Raw genomic sequence first — 19,148 nt, forward strand, 5'->3', positions numbered from 1 at the left:
AGCTCATGGTTGGGCTGGTTGCCCAAAAACCACTCTTATTCAAGGCTTGGGTTTGTCGGCTTGAAAAGCCTAAAATGGTCACAACTTAACACTTGAGCATCTCGCTCAAGCCTGCTTTGACTGGAGTTCAGATTGAACAACCCTTGGTTTTCTAAATTGGCCGTTTGGTTGGTGATTGCCTTAGTGCTCTTTACCGTGTTCAAGCAATTTGACACGCGCGGTCAGATCGGCAATGGCTACTTGGCTTACTCCGATTTCCTAGAGGAGGTTCGTGGCAAGCGCATCAAATCCGCCACCATTCAAGAGGGGCAAGGTGGCACTGAAATTGTCGCCACCACCACAGATGACCGCAAAGTGCGCACCACTGCCACTTACCTCGACCGCGGCTTGGTCGGTGACTTGATCGCCAACAACGTCAAGTTCGATGTCAAGCCCCGCGAAGAAGGCTCTTTGCTCATGACCCTGTTGGTCAGTTGGGGCCCCATGCTGCTCCTGATTGGCGTGTGGGTTTATTTCATGCGGCAAATGCAAGGTGGTGGCAAAGGTGGCGCTTTCAGCTTTGGCAAAAGCAAAGCCCGCATGCTGGACGAAAACAACAACACAGTCACATTCGCCGATGTCGCCGGATGCGATGAAGCCAAAGAAGAAGTCAAAGAGGTGGTCGACTTCTTGAAAGACCCGCAAAAATTTCAAAAACTAGGTGGACGCATTCCTCGCGGTTTGTTGCTGGTTGGTCCTCCTGGAACCGGCAAAACTTTGTTGGCCAAAGGTATTGCCGGTGAAGCCAAGGTGCCGTTCTTCAGCATCTCAGGCTCAGACTTTGTGGAGATGTTTGTGGGTGTGGGTGCCGCACGTGTGCGCGACATGTTTGAAAACGCCAAGAAAAACGCCCCTTGCATCATCTTCATTGACGAGATTGATGCGGTCGGTCGCCAGCGCGGTGCAGGCCTGGGCGGTGGCAACGATGAACGTGAACAAACCCTCAACCAAATGTTGGTGGAGATGGATGGTTTTGAAACCAACTTGGGTGTGATCGTGGTGGCCGCCACCAACCGACCCGACATCTTGGATGCCGCCTTGTTGCGTCCAGGTCGTTTTGACCGCCAGGTCTACGTGACCTTGCCTGATATTCGGGGCCGTGAACAAATTCTGAACGTTCACATGCGCAAAATTCCTGTGGGACAAGATGTGTCTCCTGGCGTGATTGCACGTGGCACCCCCGGCATGAGTGGTGCTGATTTGGCCAATTTGACCAATGAAGCCGCCTTGATGGCCGCCCGACGCAATGCCCGTGTGGTTGAAATGGTGGACTTTGAAAAAGCCAAAGACAAAATCTTGATGGGTCCCGAGCGCCGCAGCATGGTGATGCCCGAGGAAGAGCGCCGCAACACGGCCTACCACGAGTCAGGTCATGCCCTGATTGGCAAGTTGCTGCCCAAATGTGATCCGGTGCACAAAGTCACCATCATTCCGCGCGGCCGTGCCCTTGGTGTCACCATGAGTCTGCCTGAAGCGGATCGATACAGTTATGACCGCGTTTACATGTTGAACCAAATCAGCATGTTGTTTGGTGGCCGTATCGCCGAAGAAGTGTTCATGAATCAAATGACCACCGGTGCTTCCAATGACTTTGAACGCGCCACACAAATCGCCCGTGACATGGTCATGCGTTACGGCATGTCAGAAGCCCTGGGCCCCATGGTCTATGCTGAAAACGAAGGCGAAGTGTTTTTGGGTCGATCGGTGACCAAAACCACCAACATGAGTGAATCGACCATGAAGAAGGTCGACGACGAAGTGCGCAACATCATCGATGGCCAATACAACTTGGCCCGCCGTCTGATCGAAGAACACACGGAGCAGATGCACGCCATGGCCCATGCTTTGTTGGAATGGGAAACCATCGACAGTGATCAACTGGATGACATCATGGCAGGTCGCCCACCCCGGCCACCCAAGGATTGGGTTCCACGCTCACCTTCATCCGGTGATGGCAGTGGCGGTTCACCGTCTGTACAACCCAATCCATCGCCCACCACGGCATGAACGATGCTGGTTTCAAACTCAACTTGGGGCTTCGGCCCCATTTTGATTTCTGGCAGACCACCCGGTTTGAATTGAGCTTTCAACGCCCTTTGGTGATGGGCATTGTGAACATCACGCCGGATTCTTTTTCCGCAGTTCCAGCCCCTCAATTGGCTTCTCAGGCGATTCAAGAGGCCGAGCAACTCATGCAAGACGGGGCCGATATTTTGGACCTCGGGGCCGAGTCCACCAGACCGGGTGCCACCCCTGTGACAGCTGAACAAGAGTGGGTCAGACTCGAACCAGTGCTTCGTGAATTGCTGACTTGGAAGTTGCCGGTTTCAGTCGACACCTACCATGCCATCACCATGCGACGCGCTTTGGACATGGGTGTGGACATCATCAATGACGTCTGGGCCTTGCGACAAGCTGATGCCTTGTCCGTGGTCGCCGCCTACAGGTGCGGCATTTGCCTGATGCACATGCATGGCGAGCCGCAGACCATGCAAGCTAGCCCCATGCAAGGTGATGCACTTGACTTGGTCCATGATTTTTTCCGAGAACAATTTCAGCGAACAGATGCCGCTGGCATCGCCAAGCAGCGTCTCATGTTCGATCCGGGTATTGGCTTTGGCAAAACAGTTGAGCAAAATTTCCAGTTGCTGGCCCTGCAAGATCGATTTCATGACTTGCCAGCCCCATTGATGGTGGGTTGGTCACGCAAGTCTTCCCTGGGGGCTGTGACGGGCTTGGGCGTCCACGACCGCATGGTGCCCAGTGTCGCGGCAGCCGTTTTGGCGGTTGAGCGAGGTGCCGCGGTCGTCAGGGTCCATGATGTTGCCGCTACCGTATCTGCCTTGGCTGTCTGGTCTGCGGCCAGGCGTCTATAAAATCAATTTATTCAAGCAGATGGCGCTTATGACAAGAACATACTTTGGTACCGATGGAATTCGCGGCACAGTGGGGCAGGCACCCATCACGCCAGATTTCATGCTTCGTTTGGCCAATGCAGTCGGTCATCAACTCAAACAAGACGATTCACGTCCACGTGTTCTGATTGGCAAAGATACCCGTATTTCTGGCTACATGCTCGAATCTGCACTTGAAGCTGGCTTTAATTCTGCGGGTGTGGACGTGATTCTGCTGGGCCCATTGCCCACACCAGCGGTTGCGTACCTGACCCGTGCACTCCGCGCCAACTTGGGTCTGGTCATCAGTGCCAGTCACAACCCCTTTGAAGATAACGGCATCAAATTTTTCAGTGCATCCGGTACCAAATTAGACGATGCCTGGGAGTTGGCTGTTGAAGCCAAATTGGCACAAGAACCGGTCTGGGTGGATTCCAAATCTTTGGGCAAAGCCAAGCGTTTGGATGATGCTGCAGGTCGCTATATTGAGTTTTGTAAAAGCTCATTCAATGCCGAATTGACGCTCAAGGGACAAAAAATAGTGGTGGACGCCGCCCATGGCGCAGCTTATTTGATTGCGCCCAAGTTGTTCGCTGAATTGGGTGCAGAGGTGGTGTCGATCGGGTGTTCTCCTGATGGGATCAACATCAATTCAGATGTGGGTGCGACTCATCCGCAGGCATTGCAGCGTGCTGTTCTTGAATCTGGTGCACAGTTTGGCGTGGCGCTGGATGGGGATGCAGATCGATTGATCATGGTCGATGGCAGTGGACGATTGTTCAATGGCGACGAACTGCTTTACTTGCTGGCCATGGACAGACTGCGGTCGGGCGAAAAAATCACGGCTGTCGTGGGCACCCTCATGACCAACCAAGGGGTCGAGTTGGCATTGAACAAGCAAGGCATCAAGCTCCACCGTGCCAAGGTTGGAGACCGGTATGTGCTTGAGACCATGGTAGAGAATGAACTGGTTTTGGGTGGGGAGGGTTCAGGTCATCTACTGGTGTTGGATAAGCATTCCACGGGCGATGGCTTGATCAGTGCATTGCAGGTGGTGCAGTCCTGTTTGCGGGCAAAGTCCACTTTGGCGGCTTTGTTGGCTGATATTCAGCTGTTACCTCAATGCCTGTTGAATGTGCGTTTAACGCCGAATTTCAATTGGCGCGAACACCAAGATTTTCAAGCAGCCGTCAAGGCAACCGAGAAAGAATTAGGGCGTGATGGACGCGTCTTGATTCGCCCCAGTGGTACCGAGCCAGTTCTTCGGATCATGGTGGAAGCCATCGACTTGTCCACCGCAGAATCACATGCAAAGGCGTTAGCCGATGTCCTTGCTTGATTCCAAAACTTCGAAATGGATGTCATCCTTCATTGACAGGGACGAAAGTGTTCTTGCATTCAATGCGCGTGTATTGGACTGGGCCAAAAGAACAGATGTTCCGCTCCTGGAGAGATTGCGTTATTTGTGCATCGTGTCTTCCAATTTGGATGAGTTCTTTGAAGTGCGTGTGGCACTTCATCTTTATGAAAAAGACAGCAAGAGCCTGAAATCACCCTATTCTGAAATCAGTTACCGACAAGTGTCTGAAGTGGTGCACCGATTGGTCAACGAACAATACCGCGTGTTCAATGAAGAATTGATCCCATCGTTCAACCAGCAAGGCATTCAGTTGATCACCCATGAAGACCGCAATCCAGCTCAGCACCATTGGGTTCGGCAGTATTTTCAACGTGAGGTCAAGCCATTGCTGACACCCGTGGTGTTGGATCCGTCTCATCCCTTCCCAGTGGTTGCCAACAAATCCTTGAACTTCATTGTGCGACTGGCGGGTAAAGATGCATTTGGTCGACAAAACGAAATTGCCATTGTGAAAGTGCCAAGGGCGTTGCCCCGCATCATTCGCCTTCCCAATCATTTATTCGATGGTCAAGGCGTTCAATTTGTGGCCTTGTCAAGTGTGATTCGCTCTCATGTCAGCGATTTGTTTCCTGATCGTTTGGTTGTTGAATTTTCTCAATTTCGAGTGACGCGCGACTCCGACTTGTTGGTTGATGAAGAGGATGTCAAAAATCTGCGTACTGCACTGCGACAAGGACTTGAACATCGTCAATTTGGCAGACCTGTTCGTTTAGAAGTCGCCTCGGTTTGTTCCGAATACCTGGCGAATTTTTTATTGGGTCAGTTTCAATTGCCATCAGAAGCGCTTTACCGCGTGAATGGCCCGGTTAATTTGGTGCGATTGAACCAAATGATTGATCTGATGGATAGCCCCAGTTTATTGTTCTCCGCCCATACTGCTTGTTACCCTCGTCAACTGAAAGAGGGCGTATCCATTTTCAAGCAGTTGCGCACAAAAGATGTGTTGATACACCAACCCTTTGAGAGCTTTCTTGGCGTCTTGGATTTTTTGCGCGAAGCTGTTCATGATCCAAACGTTTTGGCCATCAAGCAAACCATTTACCGAACAGGCAATGACTCTGAATTGATGGAACTGTTGCGCGATGCAGTTCGTTTGGGGAAAGAGGTGACGGCGGTGGTGGAAATCAAAGCCCGATTTGATGAAGAAGCCAACATCAATTGGGCTGAGCGTTTGGAGTCGGTCGGTGCCCAAGTGGTTTATGGCGTTGTAGGTTTGAAAACCCATGCCAAGATGCTTTTGATCACACGCCGAGAGGGGAAAAAACTCATTCGCTACGGGCATTTGTCTACAGGCAATTACAACGCCAGAACCGCGCGTCTCTACACGGATTTGAGCTATTTGACAGCCAATCCGCAGTTCACCGCCGATATGGAGCAGGTGTTTTCTCAGTTAGCCAGCCAGTCACGATTGTCCAAGTTGAACCATCTTTGGGTCGCCCCTTTCCAGTTGCAAGATCAACTCCTTTCGAAGATTGATCAGGTCGCCAAAGCAGCGATCCAAGGTGTTCCGGGGCGAATCATCTTGAAAATGAATTCCTTGACCGATGTTCGCCTGGCTGATGCACTGGTCATCGCTGGGCAATCTGGCGTTGAAATTGATTTGATCGTGCGCGGGGCTTGCATATTGCCAGCGCAGCAGCCTGGCTTCACCGATCGTATTCGGGTGCGTTCCATCATCGGGCGTTTTTTAGAGCACACCCGCGTTTTCTACTTTCGGACTTCGAACGACGAAAGCTTGTATTTGTCTAGCGCTGACTGGATGAATCGCAACATGCTGCGTCGAATTGAATTGGCTTGGCCGATATTGGACAAGAACCTCAGGCAGCGCATCATTGATGAATGCTTGGTCGCCTATTTGCACGACACCGCCGATGCTTGGAACTTGAATCGGCAAGGGGTCTATGAGCGAGTCGGGCCTGTGAAAAATCAACGTGCTTTGAGCGCTCAAAGAGAACTCATGGCTAAATATTCCAATTAAAAAACATCCTAAAGTGTTCGCAGTCTGAGTCCATCTTTGTTCTAAGATGCATGCGATTCATTCAACTCAGCCATAAGGATTTCCATGTCACAAGTATTCAGATCACTTTCCATGACTTTTGTCGTCTTAACAGCTTTGAGCTTGTCTGGTTGCTCAACTTTGACATCTGCGTTTGATTCCGTGTCTGAAACTGTGACAGGTGTTTTTAAATCGGATGGCGACAAGAAGTAATTGAAACAACAAACCCCTGCAAGCAGGGGTTTGTGATGGAGTAGGGGGCTTGGCGGAGAGGGCGGGATTCGAACCCGCGGTGGGGATAAACCCACACACGCTTTCCAGGCGTGCGACTTAAACCGCTCATCCACCTCTCCGAAGCTGCTCATTGTAGCAGTGCCCTCGGCGGGTACACTTGAAGGCTTGCCACTTTCTGTGTGAACCAAGCCTGGAGCTGCTGATGAAATTTCGTTTCCCCATCGTCATCATTGACGAAGATTTCCGATCAGAGAACACCTCTGGATTGGGCATTCGTGCGCTTGCACAAGCCATCGAAGGGGAAGGTTACGAAGTGATGGGTGTGACCAGTTATGGTGACCTGAGTCAATTTGCCCAACAACAATCCCGCGCCAGTGCATTCATCTTGTCAATTGACGATGAAGAATTCACACCAAGCCCTGATTTAGACCCTGCCGTTGTCAATTTGCGCAGCTTCATTGAAGAAGTACGCCGCAAAAATTCAGATGTCCCCATTTATGTGTATGGGGAAACCAAAACATCCAGGCATTTGCCCAACGATATTCTCAGAGAGTTGCACGGCTTCATTCACATGTTTGAAGACACGCCCGAATTTGTGGCGCGTCACATCATCCGAGAAGCGAAAAGCTACTTGGAGGGTTTGCAACCACCTTTTTTCAAAGCCCTGCTCGACTATGCCGAAGATGGCTCCTATTCTTGGCACTGCCCTGGTCATTCTGGCGGCGTGGCGTTTTTGAAAAGCCCAGTGGGTCAAATGTTTCACCAGTTTTTTGGTGAAAACATGCTGCGTGCCGACGTCTGCAATGCGGTTGAAGAATTAGGACAGTTGCTTGACCATGATGGTGCGATTGGCCAGAGTGAACGCAATGCAGCGCGTATTTTCAATGCAGATCATTGCTTTTTTGTCACCAACGGCACAAGTACCTCGAACAAAATCGTGTGGCACCACACGGTTGCTCCGGGCGATGTGGTGGTGGTCGATCGAAACTGCCACAAGTCCGTGCTGCATGCCATCATCATGACCGGTGCCGTACCTGTTTTCATGAAGCCCACGCGCAACCATTTCGGCATCATTGGCCCTATCCCACAAAGCGAATTTGAACCGGAAGCCATCAAAAAGAAAATCAAGGCCAATCCATTGCTCAAAAACGTGGACAGCAATTCTGTCAAACCCAAGGTCATGACCTTGACCCAGTCCACCTATGACGGCGTTTTGTACAACACCGAAACCATCAAAAAGATGCTGGATGGGTACATCCCCAACTTGCATTTTGATGAAGCTTGGTTGCCCCATGCGGCCTTCCATCCGTTTTATGGCACCTACCATGCCATGGGAAAAAAACGTGTGCGCCCGGTGGAGTCCATGGTGTATTCCACCCAATCGATTCACAAGTTGTTGGCTGGTATCAGCCAAGCCAGTCACGTGTTGGTGCAAGACTCACAACGTCATCAACTCGACAGGCATTTGTTCAACGAGGCCTACCTGATGCACACCAGCACCAGTCCTCAGTACAGCATCATTGCCAGTTGCGATGTGGCCGCCGCCATGATGGAACCCCCCGGCGGCACAGCCTTGGTGGAAGAAAGCATTGCTGAAGCGCTTGATTTCCGACGTGCCATGCGCAAGGTGGACGAGGAATATGGCAAAGACTGGTGGTTCAAGGTCTGGGGACCAGACACGCTGGTGGATGACGGCGTTGGTCTGGCAGAAGATTGGATCATCAAGGCCGAGAAAAAAGGCCCTAGCACGAAAAACAGTGCGCCCAATTGGCACGGCTTTGGCGACATGGCCGATGACTTCAACATGCTGGACCCGATCAAGGCCACCATCGTCACGCCGGGTTTGAATTTGGATGGCAAGTTCGATACCGTGGGCATTCCCGCGAGCATCGTGACCAAATTCTTGGCAGAGCACGGTGTGATCGTTGAAAAAACCGGCCTCTACAGTTTCTTCATCATGTTCACCATCGGCATCACCAAGGGCCGCTGGAACTCGTTGTTGACCGCCTTGCAGCAGTTCAAAGACGACTATGACCGCAACCAACCTCTGTGGCGCATCTTGCCCGAGTTCTGTCAAAAAATGCCCATCTACGAACGCATGGGCTTGCGTGATTTGTGTCACCACATTCACACCCTGTACGCCAAGTACGACATTGCGCGATTGACGACCGAGATGTACCTGAGCGATTTGACGCCCGCCATGAAGCCCAGTGATGCCTATGCACAAATTGCGCACCGCAACACCGAACGCGTGGCCATCGATGACTTGGAAGGTCGCATCACCACCAGCTTGGTGACACCTTACCCACCTGGTATCCCGCTGTTGATTCCTGGTGAAGTCTTCAACAAAACCATCATCGACTATCTGAAATTCGCCCGTGAATTCAATTTGAAATGCCCTGGCTTTGAAACCGACATCCATGGCTTGGTTGAAGAAAAAGACAGCTTGGGCGTGACCCATTATTTTGCAGATTGCGTTAAAGCTTGAGTGACCATGAGTGCTTCTAAAAATCCTTTTCAAACCTATGCCATCTCTGATTGGGAAAAGGCCGCCGCCAAGTCTGCGCCGGACGGCAACCTTGGCCGCTTGAATTGGCTCACGCCCGACGGCATCACCGTCAAGCCTTTGTACACCGCGCAAGATTTGAAGGGCTTGGCGCACACCGACACGCTGCCAGGCTTTGCACCTTATTTGCGCGGTCCCCAAGCCACCATGTATGCCGTGCGTCCTTGGACGATTCGGCAGTACGCTGGTTTTTCTACCGCCGAAGAGTCGAACGCTTTTTACAGAAAAGCCTTGGCAGCAGGGGGGCAGGGCGTGTCCGTGGCCTTCGATTTGGCCACCCACCGAGGTTATGACTCTGACCATCCGAGGGTGACAGGGGACGTGGGCAAAGCGGGTGTGGCCATCGATTCTGTGGAAGACATGAAAATCTTGTTCGACCAGATCCCGTTGGACAAAGTCTCTGTGTCCATGACCATGAACGGCGCCGTGTTGCCAGTGCTGGCCGGCTATGTTGTCGCCGCCGAAGAGCAAGGTGTGTCGCAAGATCAATTGAGCGGAACCATTCAGAACGATATTCTGAAAGAGTTCATGGTGCGCAACACCTACATCTATCCGCCTGAACCCAGCATGCGCATCATTGGCGACATCATCGCTTATACCGCGCAGCACATGCCCAAATTTAACTCGATCAGCATCAGTGGTTATCACATGCAAGAGGCTGGTGCCAACCAAGCCCTAGAGTTGGCCCTGACCTTGGCCGACGGTCAAGAGTATGTGAAAACCGCCATCGCCACCGGTATGGATGTCGATGCGTTCGCTGGTCGTTTGTCCTTCTTCTGGGCGATTGGCATGAATTTCTATTTGGAAATTGCCAAGATGCGTGCTGCGCGTTTGCTGTGGTGCCGCATCATGCAAGACGTTGGCGCCAAGAATCCCAAGAGCTTGATGCTGCGCACCCATTGCCAAACCTCGGGTTGGTCACTCACCGAGCAAGACCCTTACAACAACATCGTGCGCACCACCATCGAAGCCATGGCTGCGGTGTTTGGTGGTACCCAAAGCCTGCACACCAACAGCTTTGACGAAGCCATTGCCTTGCCCACCGAGTTTTCGTCGCGCATTGCCCGCAACACGCAGCTGATCATTCAAGAAGAAACGCACATTCCAAATGTCATCGACCCTTGGGCGGGCAGCTACATGATGGAAAAGCTGACCCAAGACATGGCCGACGAAGCCTGGAAGATCATTGAAGAAGTGCAGGCCATGGGTGGCATGACCAAGGCGGTCGGTTCGGGCTGGGCCAAGTTGAAAATTGAAGCTGCCGCTGCTGACAAGCAAGCCCGCATCGATTCAGGACAAGACGTCATTGTGGGCGTCAACAAATACAAGTTGGCTACCCAAGACGCCGTGGAAGTGCGCGACATTGACAACGTCAAAGTGCGCGACGCGCAAATTGCCCGCTTGCAATCCATCAAGGCCAAGCGCGACAACGATGCTGTGCAAAAAGCGCTGGATGCGCTCACCACTGCTGCCCAAAACAACACCGGCAATTTGCTGGCCTTGTCCATTGACGCTGTGCGCTTGCGCGCCACCGTGGGCGAGGTGAGTGATGCGCTTGAAAAAGTGTTTGGTCGTCACCGCGCTGACACCCAAAAAGTCAGTGGCGTTTATGCCGCCGCTTACGACCAAGGCCACGAAGGAGACACCATGGCTTACTGGGAACAACTCAAAACAGACATTGCGTCCTTTGCCACAGCCCATGGCCGCCGTCCACGCGTCATGATTTCCAAACTCGGTCAAGACGGCCACGATCGGGGTGCCAAAGTGGTGGCCACGGCGTTTGCCGACCTGGGCTTTGACGTGGACATGGGCCCGCTGTTTCAAACGCCTGAAGAATGTGCCCGTCAAGCCATTGAAAACGATGTGCACGCGGTTGGTGTGTCTACCTTGGCTGCAGGCCATAAAACCTTGGTGCCCGCCATCATTGAAGCGCTGAAAAAACAAGGTGGTGACGACATCATCGTGTTTGTGGGTGGCGTCATCCCTCGTCAAGACTACGACTTCCTCTACCAAGCGGGTGTCAAAGGCATTTATGGCCCCGGCACACCCATTCCTGTCAGCGCCAAAGATGTGCTGCAGCATATTCAAACCGCCATGGGCCAAAAGTCCTGAAGCGATTGCTGCGCATGGGTGACACCTCTACGTTGATCAACAGCATCTTGCACGGGCAGGGCATGGCGCAGCGGCGTGCCATGGCCAAAGCCATCACATTGCTCGAATCCACCCGACCAGATCACCGCTTGCAAGCCGATGAACTGCTCACCAACTTGTTGCCACACACAGGTCAGTCCTATCGCATTGGCTTGAGCGGTGTGCCTGGTGTTGGCAAAAGCACCCTGATTGAAACCTTGGGGTTGATGCTGATCGCGCAAGGCCACAAGGTGGCGGTATTGGCCATCGATCCGTCCTCCACTGTTTCAGGCGGCTCTATCTTGGGTGACAAAACCCGCATGGAGCAGTTGTCGGTTCATCCACACGCCTTCATTCGTCCCAGTCCCAGCAGTGGCACCTTGGGTGGCGTGGCTGAAAAAACCAGAGAGTGCATGCTGGTGCTCGAGGCCGCAGGCTACGACATCGTGATTGTTGAAACCGTGGGTGTGGGTCAAAGTGAAACCGCTGTTGCCAACATGACCGACATGTTTGTTTTGATGCAGTTGCCCAATGCTGGCGATGACTTGCAAGCCATCAAAAAAGGCGTGATGGAGTTGGCCGATTTGGTCTTGATCAACAAAGCGGATTTGGACCCAGAGGCTGCCAGCCGCGCCCAAGCCTTCATTCGCAGTGCCATGCAGTTGCTGCGGGGTGGCCAAGGTCACCACAGCGACAAACAGCCTGCTCACTGGGTGCCAGACGCATTAAATTTGAGCGCTTTGCAAGGCGATGGTTTGCCAGCATTTTGGACCCAGGTGTCGTCCTTCAAGCAACTGCAAATGGCTGATGGCCAATGGGTGAGCCGCAGGAAAGCCCAGTCCCTCAGTTGGATGAACGACCGCATTGATGCAGGTTTGAAACAAGCGTTTCAATCGAACACCGAGGTATCGCAGATGCTGCCCGCTTTGAAAGCCGATGTGCTGGCCGGCAAAGTGGCGGCGTCCACCGCAGCCCGTCAATTGCTGGCAGCATGGAATACATCTGCCAACCAATGAACACCATGAATCTTTAAGAGAAGAGGCGAGACATGCAAGAAATCATTCAACAACTCGAGAAGAAACGCGCTGCGGCTCGTTTGGGCGGCGGCGAAAAACGCATCGCTGCCCAACATGCCAAAGGCAAACTGACCGCGCGTGAACGCTTGGAAGTGTTGCTCGACGAAGGCACCTTTGAAGAATGGGACATGTTTGTCGAGCACCGCTGCACCGACTTTGGCATGCAAGACAGCAAGATTCCTGGTGACGGCGTCGTTACGGGCTACGGCATGATCAACGGTCGTTTGGTGTTTGTCTTCAGCCAAGACTTCACGGTGTATGGCGGTGCTTTGTCCGAAACCCATGCCGAAAAAATTTGCAAGATCATGGACCAAGCCATGAAGGTCGGCGCACCCGTGATTGGTTTGAACGACTCGGGTGGTGCCCGGATTCAAGAAGGCGTGGCTTCATTGGGTGGCTATGCCGAAGTCTTCCAGCGCAATGTGTTGGCCAGCGGCGTGATTCCGCAAATCAGCATGATCATGGGGCCGTCCGCGGGTGGTGCGGTGTATTCACCTGCACTCACCGATTTCATCTTCATGGTGAAAGACAGCTCTTATATGTTTGTCACCGGCCCCGACGTGGTGAAAACTGTCACGCACGAGGAAGTGAGTGCCGAAGAACTGGGTGGTGCCATGACCCATACCACCAAGAGTGGCGTGGCCGATCTGGCCTTCAACAACGACGTCGAAGCCTTGCTCATGCTGCGCCGTTTGTACAACTACCTGCCGTTGAACAACCGTGAAAAACCACCCGTCCGTCCCAGCGGCGACCCCACCGACCGCATGGACACCAGCTTGGACACTTTGGTGCCCGACAACCCGAACATGCCCTACGACATGAAAGAGCTGATCATCAAAACTGTGGACGATGGGGACTTCTTTGAGCTGCAACCCGAGTACGCCAAAAACATCCTGATCGGATTCGCTCGCATGGCGGGTCAAACCGTGGGCATCGTGGCCAACCAACCGCTGGTGTTGGCTGGGTGTTTGGACATCAAGAGCAGCGTCAAGGCTGCCCGTTTTGTGCGCTTTTGCGATGCCTACAACATCCCTGTGCTGACCTTTGTCGATGTGCCTGGCTTCATGCCCGGCACCAGCCAAGAATTTGGCGGCATCATCAAGCACGGCGCCAAGCTGCTGTATGCGTATGCAGAATGCACCGTACCCAAAATCACCGTCATCACCCGCAAAGCCTATGGCGGCGCCTATGACGTGATGGCCTCCAAGCATTTGCGCGGCGATGTGAACTTTGCGTGGCCCCATGCCGAGATTGCCGTCATGGGTGCCAAAGGGGCTGTGGAAATCATCTTCCGCGAAGACAAGGGTGACCCGGTGAAATTGGCTGCCAAAGAGGCCGAATACAAAGAGCGCTTTGCCAACCCGTTTGTGGCTGGTGCACGTGGTTTCATTGATGACGTGATCTTGCCCAGCGAAACCCGCAAGCGCATATGCCGTTCGCTGGTCATGTTGAAAGATAAAAAAGTTGAAAATCCGTGGCGCAAACACGGCAACATTCCGCTGTGAAAGCCTTGGAGAAGAACATGTTTAAGAAAATCCTGATTGCCAACCGAGGCGAGATCGCTTGCCGTGTGATGGCCACAGCCAAGCGCATGGGCATTGCCACGGTGGCGGTTTACTCTGAAGCGGATCGCAATGCACGACATGTGGCTTTGGCCGATGAAGCCGTGCACATTGGCCCAGCCTCCAGCCGTGAAAGCTATTTGAAGGGCGATGTCATCATTGCCGCCGCCAAGGCCACCGGTGCCCAAGCGATTCACCCAGGCTACGGCTTCTTGAGCGAAAACGAAGACTTTGCCCGCACTTGTGAAGAGAACAGCATCATCTTCATTGGCCCCAAGCACGCGGCCATTGCCGCCATGGGCGACAAAATCGCTTCGAAGAAATTGGCGGCGAATGCCAAGGTCAACACCATTCCCGGTTTCAACGAGGCGATCGACACACCCGAGCAAGCAGTAGAGATCGCCAAGGGCATCGGCTACCCGGTCATGATCAAAGCGTCTGCAGGCGGTGGCGGCAAAGGCTTGCGCGTCGCCTTCAATGACAAAGAAGCGCACGAGGGTTTTTCGTCCTGCCGCAATGAAGCACGCAACAGTTTTGGCGATGACCGCGTCTTCATTGAAAAGTTTGTCGAAGAGCCACGCCACATTGAAATTCAATTGCTGGGAGATGGTCACGGCAACGTGGTGTTTTTGAACGAGCGCGAATGCTCTATTCAGCGTCGTCATCAAAAGGTGATTGAAGAAGCTCCATCGCCTTTCATCAGCGACGAGACCCGCCAAGCCATGGGTGCACAAGCCGTGGCCTTGGCCAAAGCGGTGAAATACCAAAGTGCGGGCACCGTCGAGTTCGTGGTGGGTAAAGACCAAAGCTTCTACTTCTTGGAAATGAACACCCGCTTGCAAGTGGAACATCCAGTCACCGAGGCCATCACGGGCTTGGATCTGGTGGAGTGGATGATTCGCGTGGCGGCTGGTGAAAAACTGCCTTTCAAACAAGCTGATATCCAGCGCAACGGATGGGCCATCGAGTGCCGCATCAACGCCGAAGACCCGTTTCGCAACTTCCTGCCGTCCACAGGTCGCTTGGTGCGTTTTCAGCCGCCAGCGCAAACCATGTTCCAGTCGGACACCGAGCATTTGCAAGGTGTTCGCGTCGATACGGGGGTTGCAGAGGGCGGTGAAATTTCCATGCACTACGACTCGATGATCGCCAAGTTGATCGTACACGGACGGGATCGCCACGAAGCCATTGCCAAAATGCGCGAAGCTTTGAATGGCTTCGTGATTCGCGGCATCAGCTCCAACATTCCTTTTCAAGCGGCCTTGTTGGCGCACCCCGACTTTGTCACCGGCAACTTCAACACGGGCTTCATTGCCGAACACTTTGGCAAAGGTTTCCATGCCGAAGATGTGCCCCACAGCGACCCCGATTTCTTGGTGGCCTTGGCCGCCTTTGTGCGCCGCAAATCACGTGAACGTGCGGCCAGTTTGAGTGGCCAGTTGCCGGGTTATGACGTGAAAGTGGGTCAAACCTACACGGTCATCACCTTGAATTCGCAAGGCGAGCATCACTTTGACCAAGTGGAAGTGGATGACGCAGGTGGCTTGGGCACCGCGGTCATCAAGCTGAACGGCAAAAACTTTGCCATCCACAGCAACTCGCGCTTGAACGACATCGCCATTGAAGGCACGGTGAATGGCCAGCCTTTCACCGCGCAGGTAGAGCGTGGATCGGTGAAAAACCCGTTGGTGCTACAAGTGCAGCACCATGGTCGCCGCATTGATGTTTTGGTGGTCTCACCGCGCATGGCCGAGCTGTACCGAAAAATGCCGTTCAAAGCACCCCCTGACCTGAGCCGTTTTGTCTTGTCACCCATGCCTGGTTTGTTGGTTGATGTGGCGGTTGCGCCTGGCCAAAAAGTGCAGGCCGGTGAACGCGTGGCGGTGATTGAAGCCATGAAGATGGAGAACGTCTTGTTTGCCACCCAAGACGGCGTGGTCAAGTCGGTGTTGGCCAGCAAAGGCGAATCACTCACGGTGGACCAAATCATTGTGGAGTTTGCATGAGCACCCGGCCATTCAAGGTGTTGGGCATTCAACAAATCGCCATTGGCGGCTTGGACAAAACTCGTTTGCAAAAACTGTGGGTGGAGATGCTGGGCTTGGAGATCACGGGCACCTTCAAAAGCGAGCGTGAAAACGTGGACGAAGACATTTGCGCCATGGGCAGTGGGCCCTTCAAGGTCGAAGTGGACCTGATGCAACCCCTGGACCCCGAGAAAAAACCAGCCGTGCATGCCACACCTTTGAACCACATCGGACTGTGGATCGACAAACTCCCCGAAGCTGTCGATTGGCTGACCGCGCAAGGTGTGCGTTTTGCACCTGGTGGTATTCGCCAAGGCGCGGCAGGTTTTGACATCACTTTTTTGCACCCCAAAGCCAATGATGAATTTCCCATCAGTGGTGAGGGCGTGTTGATTGAATTGGTGCAAGCACCGCAGGCCGTGGTGCTGGCGTTTGCAGCCTTGGCAGCCCAGCCCTCTCAGCCCTGAACGCCAGCTCTGCTTGTTGGCTGAATGGGCTCTCTAAGAAGAGCAATCAATCGTTTTTGTTTGGCTCAGCCCGTTGCTTGGCCCGAATCAATGCAGCCTCGACACGGCTGATTTTTTGCTGGGGTAAAGCCTCAACCGGTGCCATTGGCGCGACTTCTTGCAGTCGTTGTTGACGGGCTGCGTATCGCTGACGGGCGTCATCGGCTTGTGTTGCAGACCAAGCATCCCAGCCAGTGGCAGCACCACTGACGTTCTCTAGCTCGATGCAATCCACGGGGCAAACCGGCAAACAAAGCTCACAGCCGGTGCAAGCCGCTTCAATCACCGTGTGCATGCGTTTGTGGGTGCCGATGATGGCATCCACCGGACAGGCCTCGATGCACAAGGTGCATCCAATGCACCATGCTTCATCAATCCACACCACCGAGCGAGGCCCTTCCAAACCGTTGTCGGGGTTCAGAGGCAACACGGGTTGACCCAGTAGTCGTGCCAGTCTTTGAATGCCCGCTTCACCGCCTGGTGGGCATTGGTTGATGGGGGCCGAGCCCTCATGAATGGCGGTGGCATAGGAATTGCAATCGGGGTAGCCGCAACGCGTGCACTGCGTTTGCGGCAGCAAGGCCAAGATGCTTTGGCTCTCGCTCACTTCGCGCTAGAGACAGCCCTGCGCTTGCCAACTGGTTTGGCAACGGCTTTCACGACGCGTTTTTTGGGCTTGGGGGTCGCCTTCAATTGGTTTTTCTGGATGAAACTTTTCACCGCGGGATAAACCATGTCGCGCCAACGACGGCCACTGAAGATGCCGTAGTGGCCAGCGCCTTCTGCTTCGTAATGCAGCTTCTCAGTGGCGGGAATACCAGCGCAAAGCTTCAAGGCCGCTTTGGTTTGGCCTGAGCCGGAGATGTCGTCGAGCTCGCCTTCAACCGTCAGCAAGCCGCAGTGGGTGATGTCTTGCGGTCGCACACGTTCGATCGTGCCATCCTCGGCCCGCACGTCCCAGGTACCGCGCACCAACTTGAAGTCTTGGAAGACTGTGGCGATGGTTTCCAAGTAGTAATCGGCGTCCATGTCCAACACCGCGTTGTATTCGTCGTAGAACTGGCGATGCGATTCGGCGCTGGAGTTGTCACCCTTGATCAGGTCCTTGAAGTACTCGTAATGGCTCTTCAAATGGCGATCGGGGTTCATCGCCACAAAGCCAGTGTGTTGCAAGAAGCCGGGATAGACACGGCGACCGGCACCTGGAAAGTTGGCGGGAACACGGTAAATCACGTTGTGTTCAAACCATTGGTAGCTTTTGTTCATGGCCAAGTTGTTCACCGCCGTGGGCGACTTCGTGGCGTCAATCGGGCCACCCATCATGGTCATGCTCAAGGGCAGGGTTTCACCACGCGAAGCCATCAAAGAAATGGCTGCCAGCACCGGCACAGTGGGTTGACACACGCTGACCACATGACAGTGGCCTTCGGAGGCTTGAATGTGCCGGATGAACTCTTGGATGTAGTTGATGTAGTCGTCGAGGTGGAATTCGCCTTCGCTCAGGGGCACCAAGCGGGCATTTTTCCAGTCGGTGATGTAGACACGGTGGTCTTGCATCATGGTGCGCACGGTGTCTCGCAGCAAGGTGGCATAGTGGCCTGACAGGGGGGCCACGATGAGCACTGGAGGCAATGTTTTCATCGCATCCAAAGTTTCACTGTTGTCGCTGAAGCACTTGAAATGCAACAGTTCGCAAAACGGCTTGCTGATTTCAATGCATTCCTGCACAGCCACTTTGGAGCCGTGGATATTCACTGAATGGATGCCAAACTCTGGCTTCACATAATCTTTGCCCAAGCGGTAAGCAAGATCGTAAGACGCCGAAATGCGCTGCACCAAAGGGTTGGTAGAGAACGGGGAAGTGGGGTTGGCCATCATCTTGGACGATGCCAGAGCAAATTCAGCAAATGGTTCCATCATGGCCCGTTGGGCTTCGTACAGTTGATAGAGCATGGCTTACCTTTAGGTTGTTGCAGTGCAATATATCAGAGCTGAGCTTTGCTGAGCTGACGGGCCAATTCCAGCAAATTCGGGGCTTCAAAGTCCACCGGGGTGGTGGCTTTGCTTTCACCCAAGCCGGGCCCATGTTCGTCAGGGCGGCCAATGAAGGCGGTTTTCAAGCCAGCTTGGGCCGCAGCTTCAAGATCAGACGAATGGGCGGCCACCATCATGGTTTCGCTCAAATCCAAATCAAAAGCGCGGGCCGATGCTTGGTAGACGATGGCTTGGGGCTTGTAGTCTTGGGCAATTTCAGCGCCCAAGATGGCATCCCAGTGCCAATGGTTGTGACGCGCCAAGTTGGCCATCAAGGCGATGTGACCATTGGAGCAGGGCGCCAACAAAAATTGTTGGCGCAGCATGGCCATGGCTTCAGCCACATCTGGCCAAGCTTGCAATCGGTGCCAAGCCAGGTTCAGGTGCTGGCGTGTGGCTTCATCCACCTTGTCCCAGTCCAGCCGACCCAACACGATGTCAAGGTTGTCACGGTGCAGCACATCGAGCTTGCAAAAACCGCGTTGGCCGCTGCGTACTTTCTCCATGGCGGGTTGGTACTCGTTGCGCCAGGCATCCGCAAACGCCAACCAATCGGTGCTGTATCCCAAGGGTTCGAGGCTGGATTGGGCTTGGGCGGCAATCGAGGTGCGCCAATCCACCAGGGTGCCGAACACGTCAAAAATCAGGGCGCGGATGGCCATGC

Annotated in this window: 13 protein-coding genes and 1 tRNA gene; 10 read left to right on the forward strand and 4 right to left on the reverse strand. The window is 53.7% G+C overall.

Features of this window, described 5'->3' with window-relative positions; translation table 11 throughout:
• Positions 1-132 precede the first annotated feature (132 nt).
• The 4 genes from ftsH to ppk1 are packed head-to-tail and all read left to right on the forward strand — an operon-like array spanning position 133 to position 6,331.
• Complete coding sequence (gene ftsH, locus AC8GFP_RS00295) at positions 133-2,046, forward strand: ATP-dependent zinc metalloprotease FtsH (protein WP_506609140.1); 1,914 nt, start codon at positions 133-135, stop codon at positions 2,044-2,046.
• Positions 2,043-2,915 carry a dihydropteroate synthase gene (gene folP / locus AC8GFP_RS00300; RefSeq protein WP_506609142.1) on the forward strand — a complete coding sequence of 291 codons (873 nt, stop codon included), beginning with the start codon at positions 2,043-2,045 and terminating at the stop codon, positions 2,913-2,915. The genes ftsH and folP overlap by 4 nt, the downstream gene beginning before the upstream one ends.
• A 28-nt stretch (positions 2,916-2,943) precedes the next feature.
• Positions 2,944-4,272, forward strand: coding sequence for a phosphoglucosamine mutase (glmM, locus tag AC8GFP_RS00305; RefSeq protein WP_506609144.1), 1,329 nt, complete (start codon positions 2,944-2,946; stop codon positions 4,270-4,272).
• Complete coding sequence (gene ppk1, locus AC8GFP_RS00310; RefSeq protein ID WP_506609145.1) at positions 4,259-6,331, forward strand: polyphosphate kinase 1; 2,073 nt, start codon at positions 4,259-4,261, stop codon at positions 6,329-6,331. The genes glmM and ppk1 overlap by 14 nt, the downstream gene beginning before the upstream one ends.
• A gap of 281 nt (positions 6,332-6,612) precedes the next feature.
• Here ppk1 and AC8GFP_RS00315 read toward each other — a convergent pair.
• Positions 6,613-6,702, reverse strand: a tRNA-Ser gene (locus AC8GFP_RS00315).
• Between the two features lie 83 nt (positions 6,703-6,785).
• Here AC8GFP_RS00315 and AC8GFP_RS00320 point away from each other — a divergent pair.
• The 6 genes from AC8GFP_RS00320 to AC8GFP_RS00345 are packed head-to-tail and all read left to right on the forward strand — an operon-like array spanning position 6,786 to position 16,411.
• On the forward strand, positions 6,786-9,071 hold the full coding sequence (locus AC8GFP_RS00320) for an Orn/Lys/Arg family decarboxylase (protein ID WP_506609147.1): 2,286 nt from the start codon (positions 6,786-6,788) through the stop codon (positions 9,069-9,071).
• Positions 9,072-9,077: 6 nt separating this feature from the next.
• Positions 9,078-11,261 carry a methylmalonyl-CoA mutase gene (gene scpA / locus AC8GFP_RS00325; protein WP_506609149.1) on the forward strand — a complete coding sequence of 728 codons (2,184 nt, stop codon included), beginning with the start codon at positions 9,078-9,080 and terminating at the stop codon, positions 11,259-11,261.
• 14 nt (positions 11,262-11,275) lie between these two features.
• Positions 11,276-12,295: a methylmalonyl Co-A mutase-associated GTPase MeaB gene (gene meaB, locus AC8GFP_RS00330; protein WP_506609151.1), complete on the forward strand. Its 1,020-nt coding sequence runs from the start codon at positions 11,276-11,278 to the stop codon at positions 12,293-12,295.
• Between the two features lie 32 nt (positions 12,296-12,327).
• Positions 12,328-13,860: an acyl-CoA carboxylase subunit beta gene (locus AC8GFP_RS00335; RefSeq protein WP_506609153.1), complete on the forward strand. Its 1,533-nt coding sequence runs from the start codon at positions 12,328-12,330 to the stop codon at positions 13,858-13,860.
• 17 nt (positions 13,861-13,877) lie between these two features.
• A complete protein-coding gene (locus tag AC8GFP_RS00340; protein WP_506609154.1) occupies positions 13,878-15,923 on the forward strand; it encodes an acetyl-CoA carboxylase biotin carboxylase subunit in 2,046 nt (681 codons plus the stop codon).
• Positions 15,920-16,411 carry a VOC family protein gene (locus AC8GFP_RS00345; RefSeq protein WP_506609156.1) on the forward strand — a complete coding sequence of 164 codons (492 nt, stop codon included), beginning with the start codon at positions 15,920-15,922 and terminating at the stop codon, positions 16,409-16,411. The genes AC8GFP_RS00340 and AC8GFP_RS00345 overlap by 4 nt, the downstream gene beginning before the upstream one ends.
• A gap of 46 nt (positions 16,412-16,457) precedes the next feature.
• Here the strand turns inward: AC8GFP_RS00345 and AC8GFP_RS00350 are convergent, their stop codons facing one another.
• Genes AC8GFP_RS00350 through AC8GFP_RS00360 form a run of 3 tightly spaced genes read right to left on the reverse strand, consistent with a single transcriptional unit; the run spans position 16,458 to position 19,146 of the window.
• Positions 16,458-17,057, reverse strand: coding sequence for an RnfABCDGE type electron transport complex subunit B (locus tag AC8GFP_RS00350; protein ID WP_506609158.1), 600 nt, complete (start codon positions 17,055-17,057; stop codon positions 16,458-16,460).
• Positions 17,054-18,403, reverse strand: a complete 1,350-nt coding sequence (locus tag AC8GFP_RS00355; protein WP_506609160.1) for a polyhydroxyalkanoate depolymerase — start codon at positions 18,401-18,403, stop codon at positions 17,054-17,056. The genes AC8GFP_RS00350 and AC8GFP_RS00355 overlap by 4 nt, the downstream gene beginning before the upstream one ends.
• A 32-nt stretch (positions 18,404-18,435) precedes the next feature.
• Entirely contained in the window at positions 18,436-19,146 is a 711-nt protein-coding gene (locus AC8GFP_RS00360) for a haloacid dehalogenase type II (protein WP_506609162.1), read from the reverse strand.
• Positions 19,147-19,148 lie beyond the last annotated feature (2 nt).

The sequence above is a fragment of the Limnohabitans simekii (SeqCode) genome (genome assembly GCF_965234735.1).
Taxonomy (GTDB): domain Bacteria; phylum Pseudomonadota; class Gammaproteobacteria; order Burkholderiales; family Burkholderiaceae_C; genus Limnohabitans; species Limnohabitans simekii.

Excerpts from the sequence above, each read along its gene's own strand:
- ppk1 (WP_506609145.1), top strand. The coding sequence starts at position 4,259 with ATGTCCTTGCTTGATTCCAAAACTTCGAAATGGATGTCATCCTTCATT.
- folP (WP_506609142.1), top strand. The coding sequence starts at position 2,043 with ATGAACGATGCTGGTTTCAAACTCAACTTGGGGCTTCGGCCCCATTTT.
- meaB (WP_506609151.1), top strand. The coding sequence starts at position 11,276 with ATGGGTGACACCTCTACGTTGATCAACAGCATCTTGCACGGGCAGGGC.
- glmM (WP_506609144.1), top strand. The coding sequence starts at position 2,944 with ATGACAAGAACATACTTTGGTACCGATGGAATTCGCGGCACAGTGGGG.
- AC8GFP_RS00335 (WP_506609153.1), top strand. The coding sequence starts at position 12,328 with ATGCAAGAAATCATTCAACAACTCGAGAAGAAACGCGCTGCGGCTCGT.
- scpA (WP_506609149.1), top strand. The coding sequence starts at position 9,078 with ATGAGTGCTTCTAAAAATCCTTTTCAAACCTATGCCATCTCTGATTGG.
- AC8GFP_RS00355 (WP_506609160.1), bottom strand. The coding sequence starts at position 18,403 with ATGCTCTATCAACTGTACGAAGCCCAACGGGCCATGATGGAACCATTT.
- AC8GFP_RS00360 (WP_506609162.1), bottom strand. The coding sequence starts at position 19,146 with ATGGCCATCCGCGCCCTGATTTTTGACGTGTTCGGCACCCTGGTGGAT.
- AC8GFP_RS00340 (WP_506609154.1), top strand. The coding sequence starts at position 13,878 with ATGTTTAAGAAAATCCTGATTGCCAACCGAGGCGAGATCGCTTGCCGT.
- AC8GFP_RS00345 (WP_506609156.1), top strand. The coding sequence starts at position 15,920 with ATGAGCACCCGGCCATTCAAGGTGTTGGGCATTCAACAAATCGCCATT.
- AC8GFP_RS00320 (WP_506609147.1), top strand. The coding sequence starts at position 6,786 with ATGAAATTTCGTTTCCCCATCGTCATCATTGACGAAGATTTCCGATCA.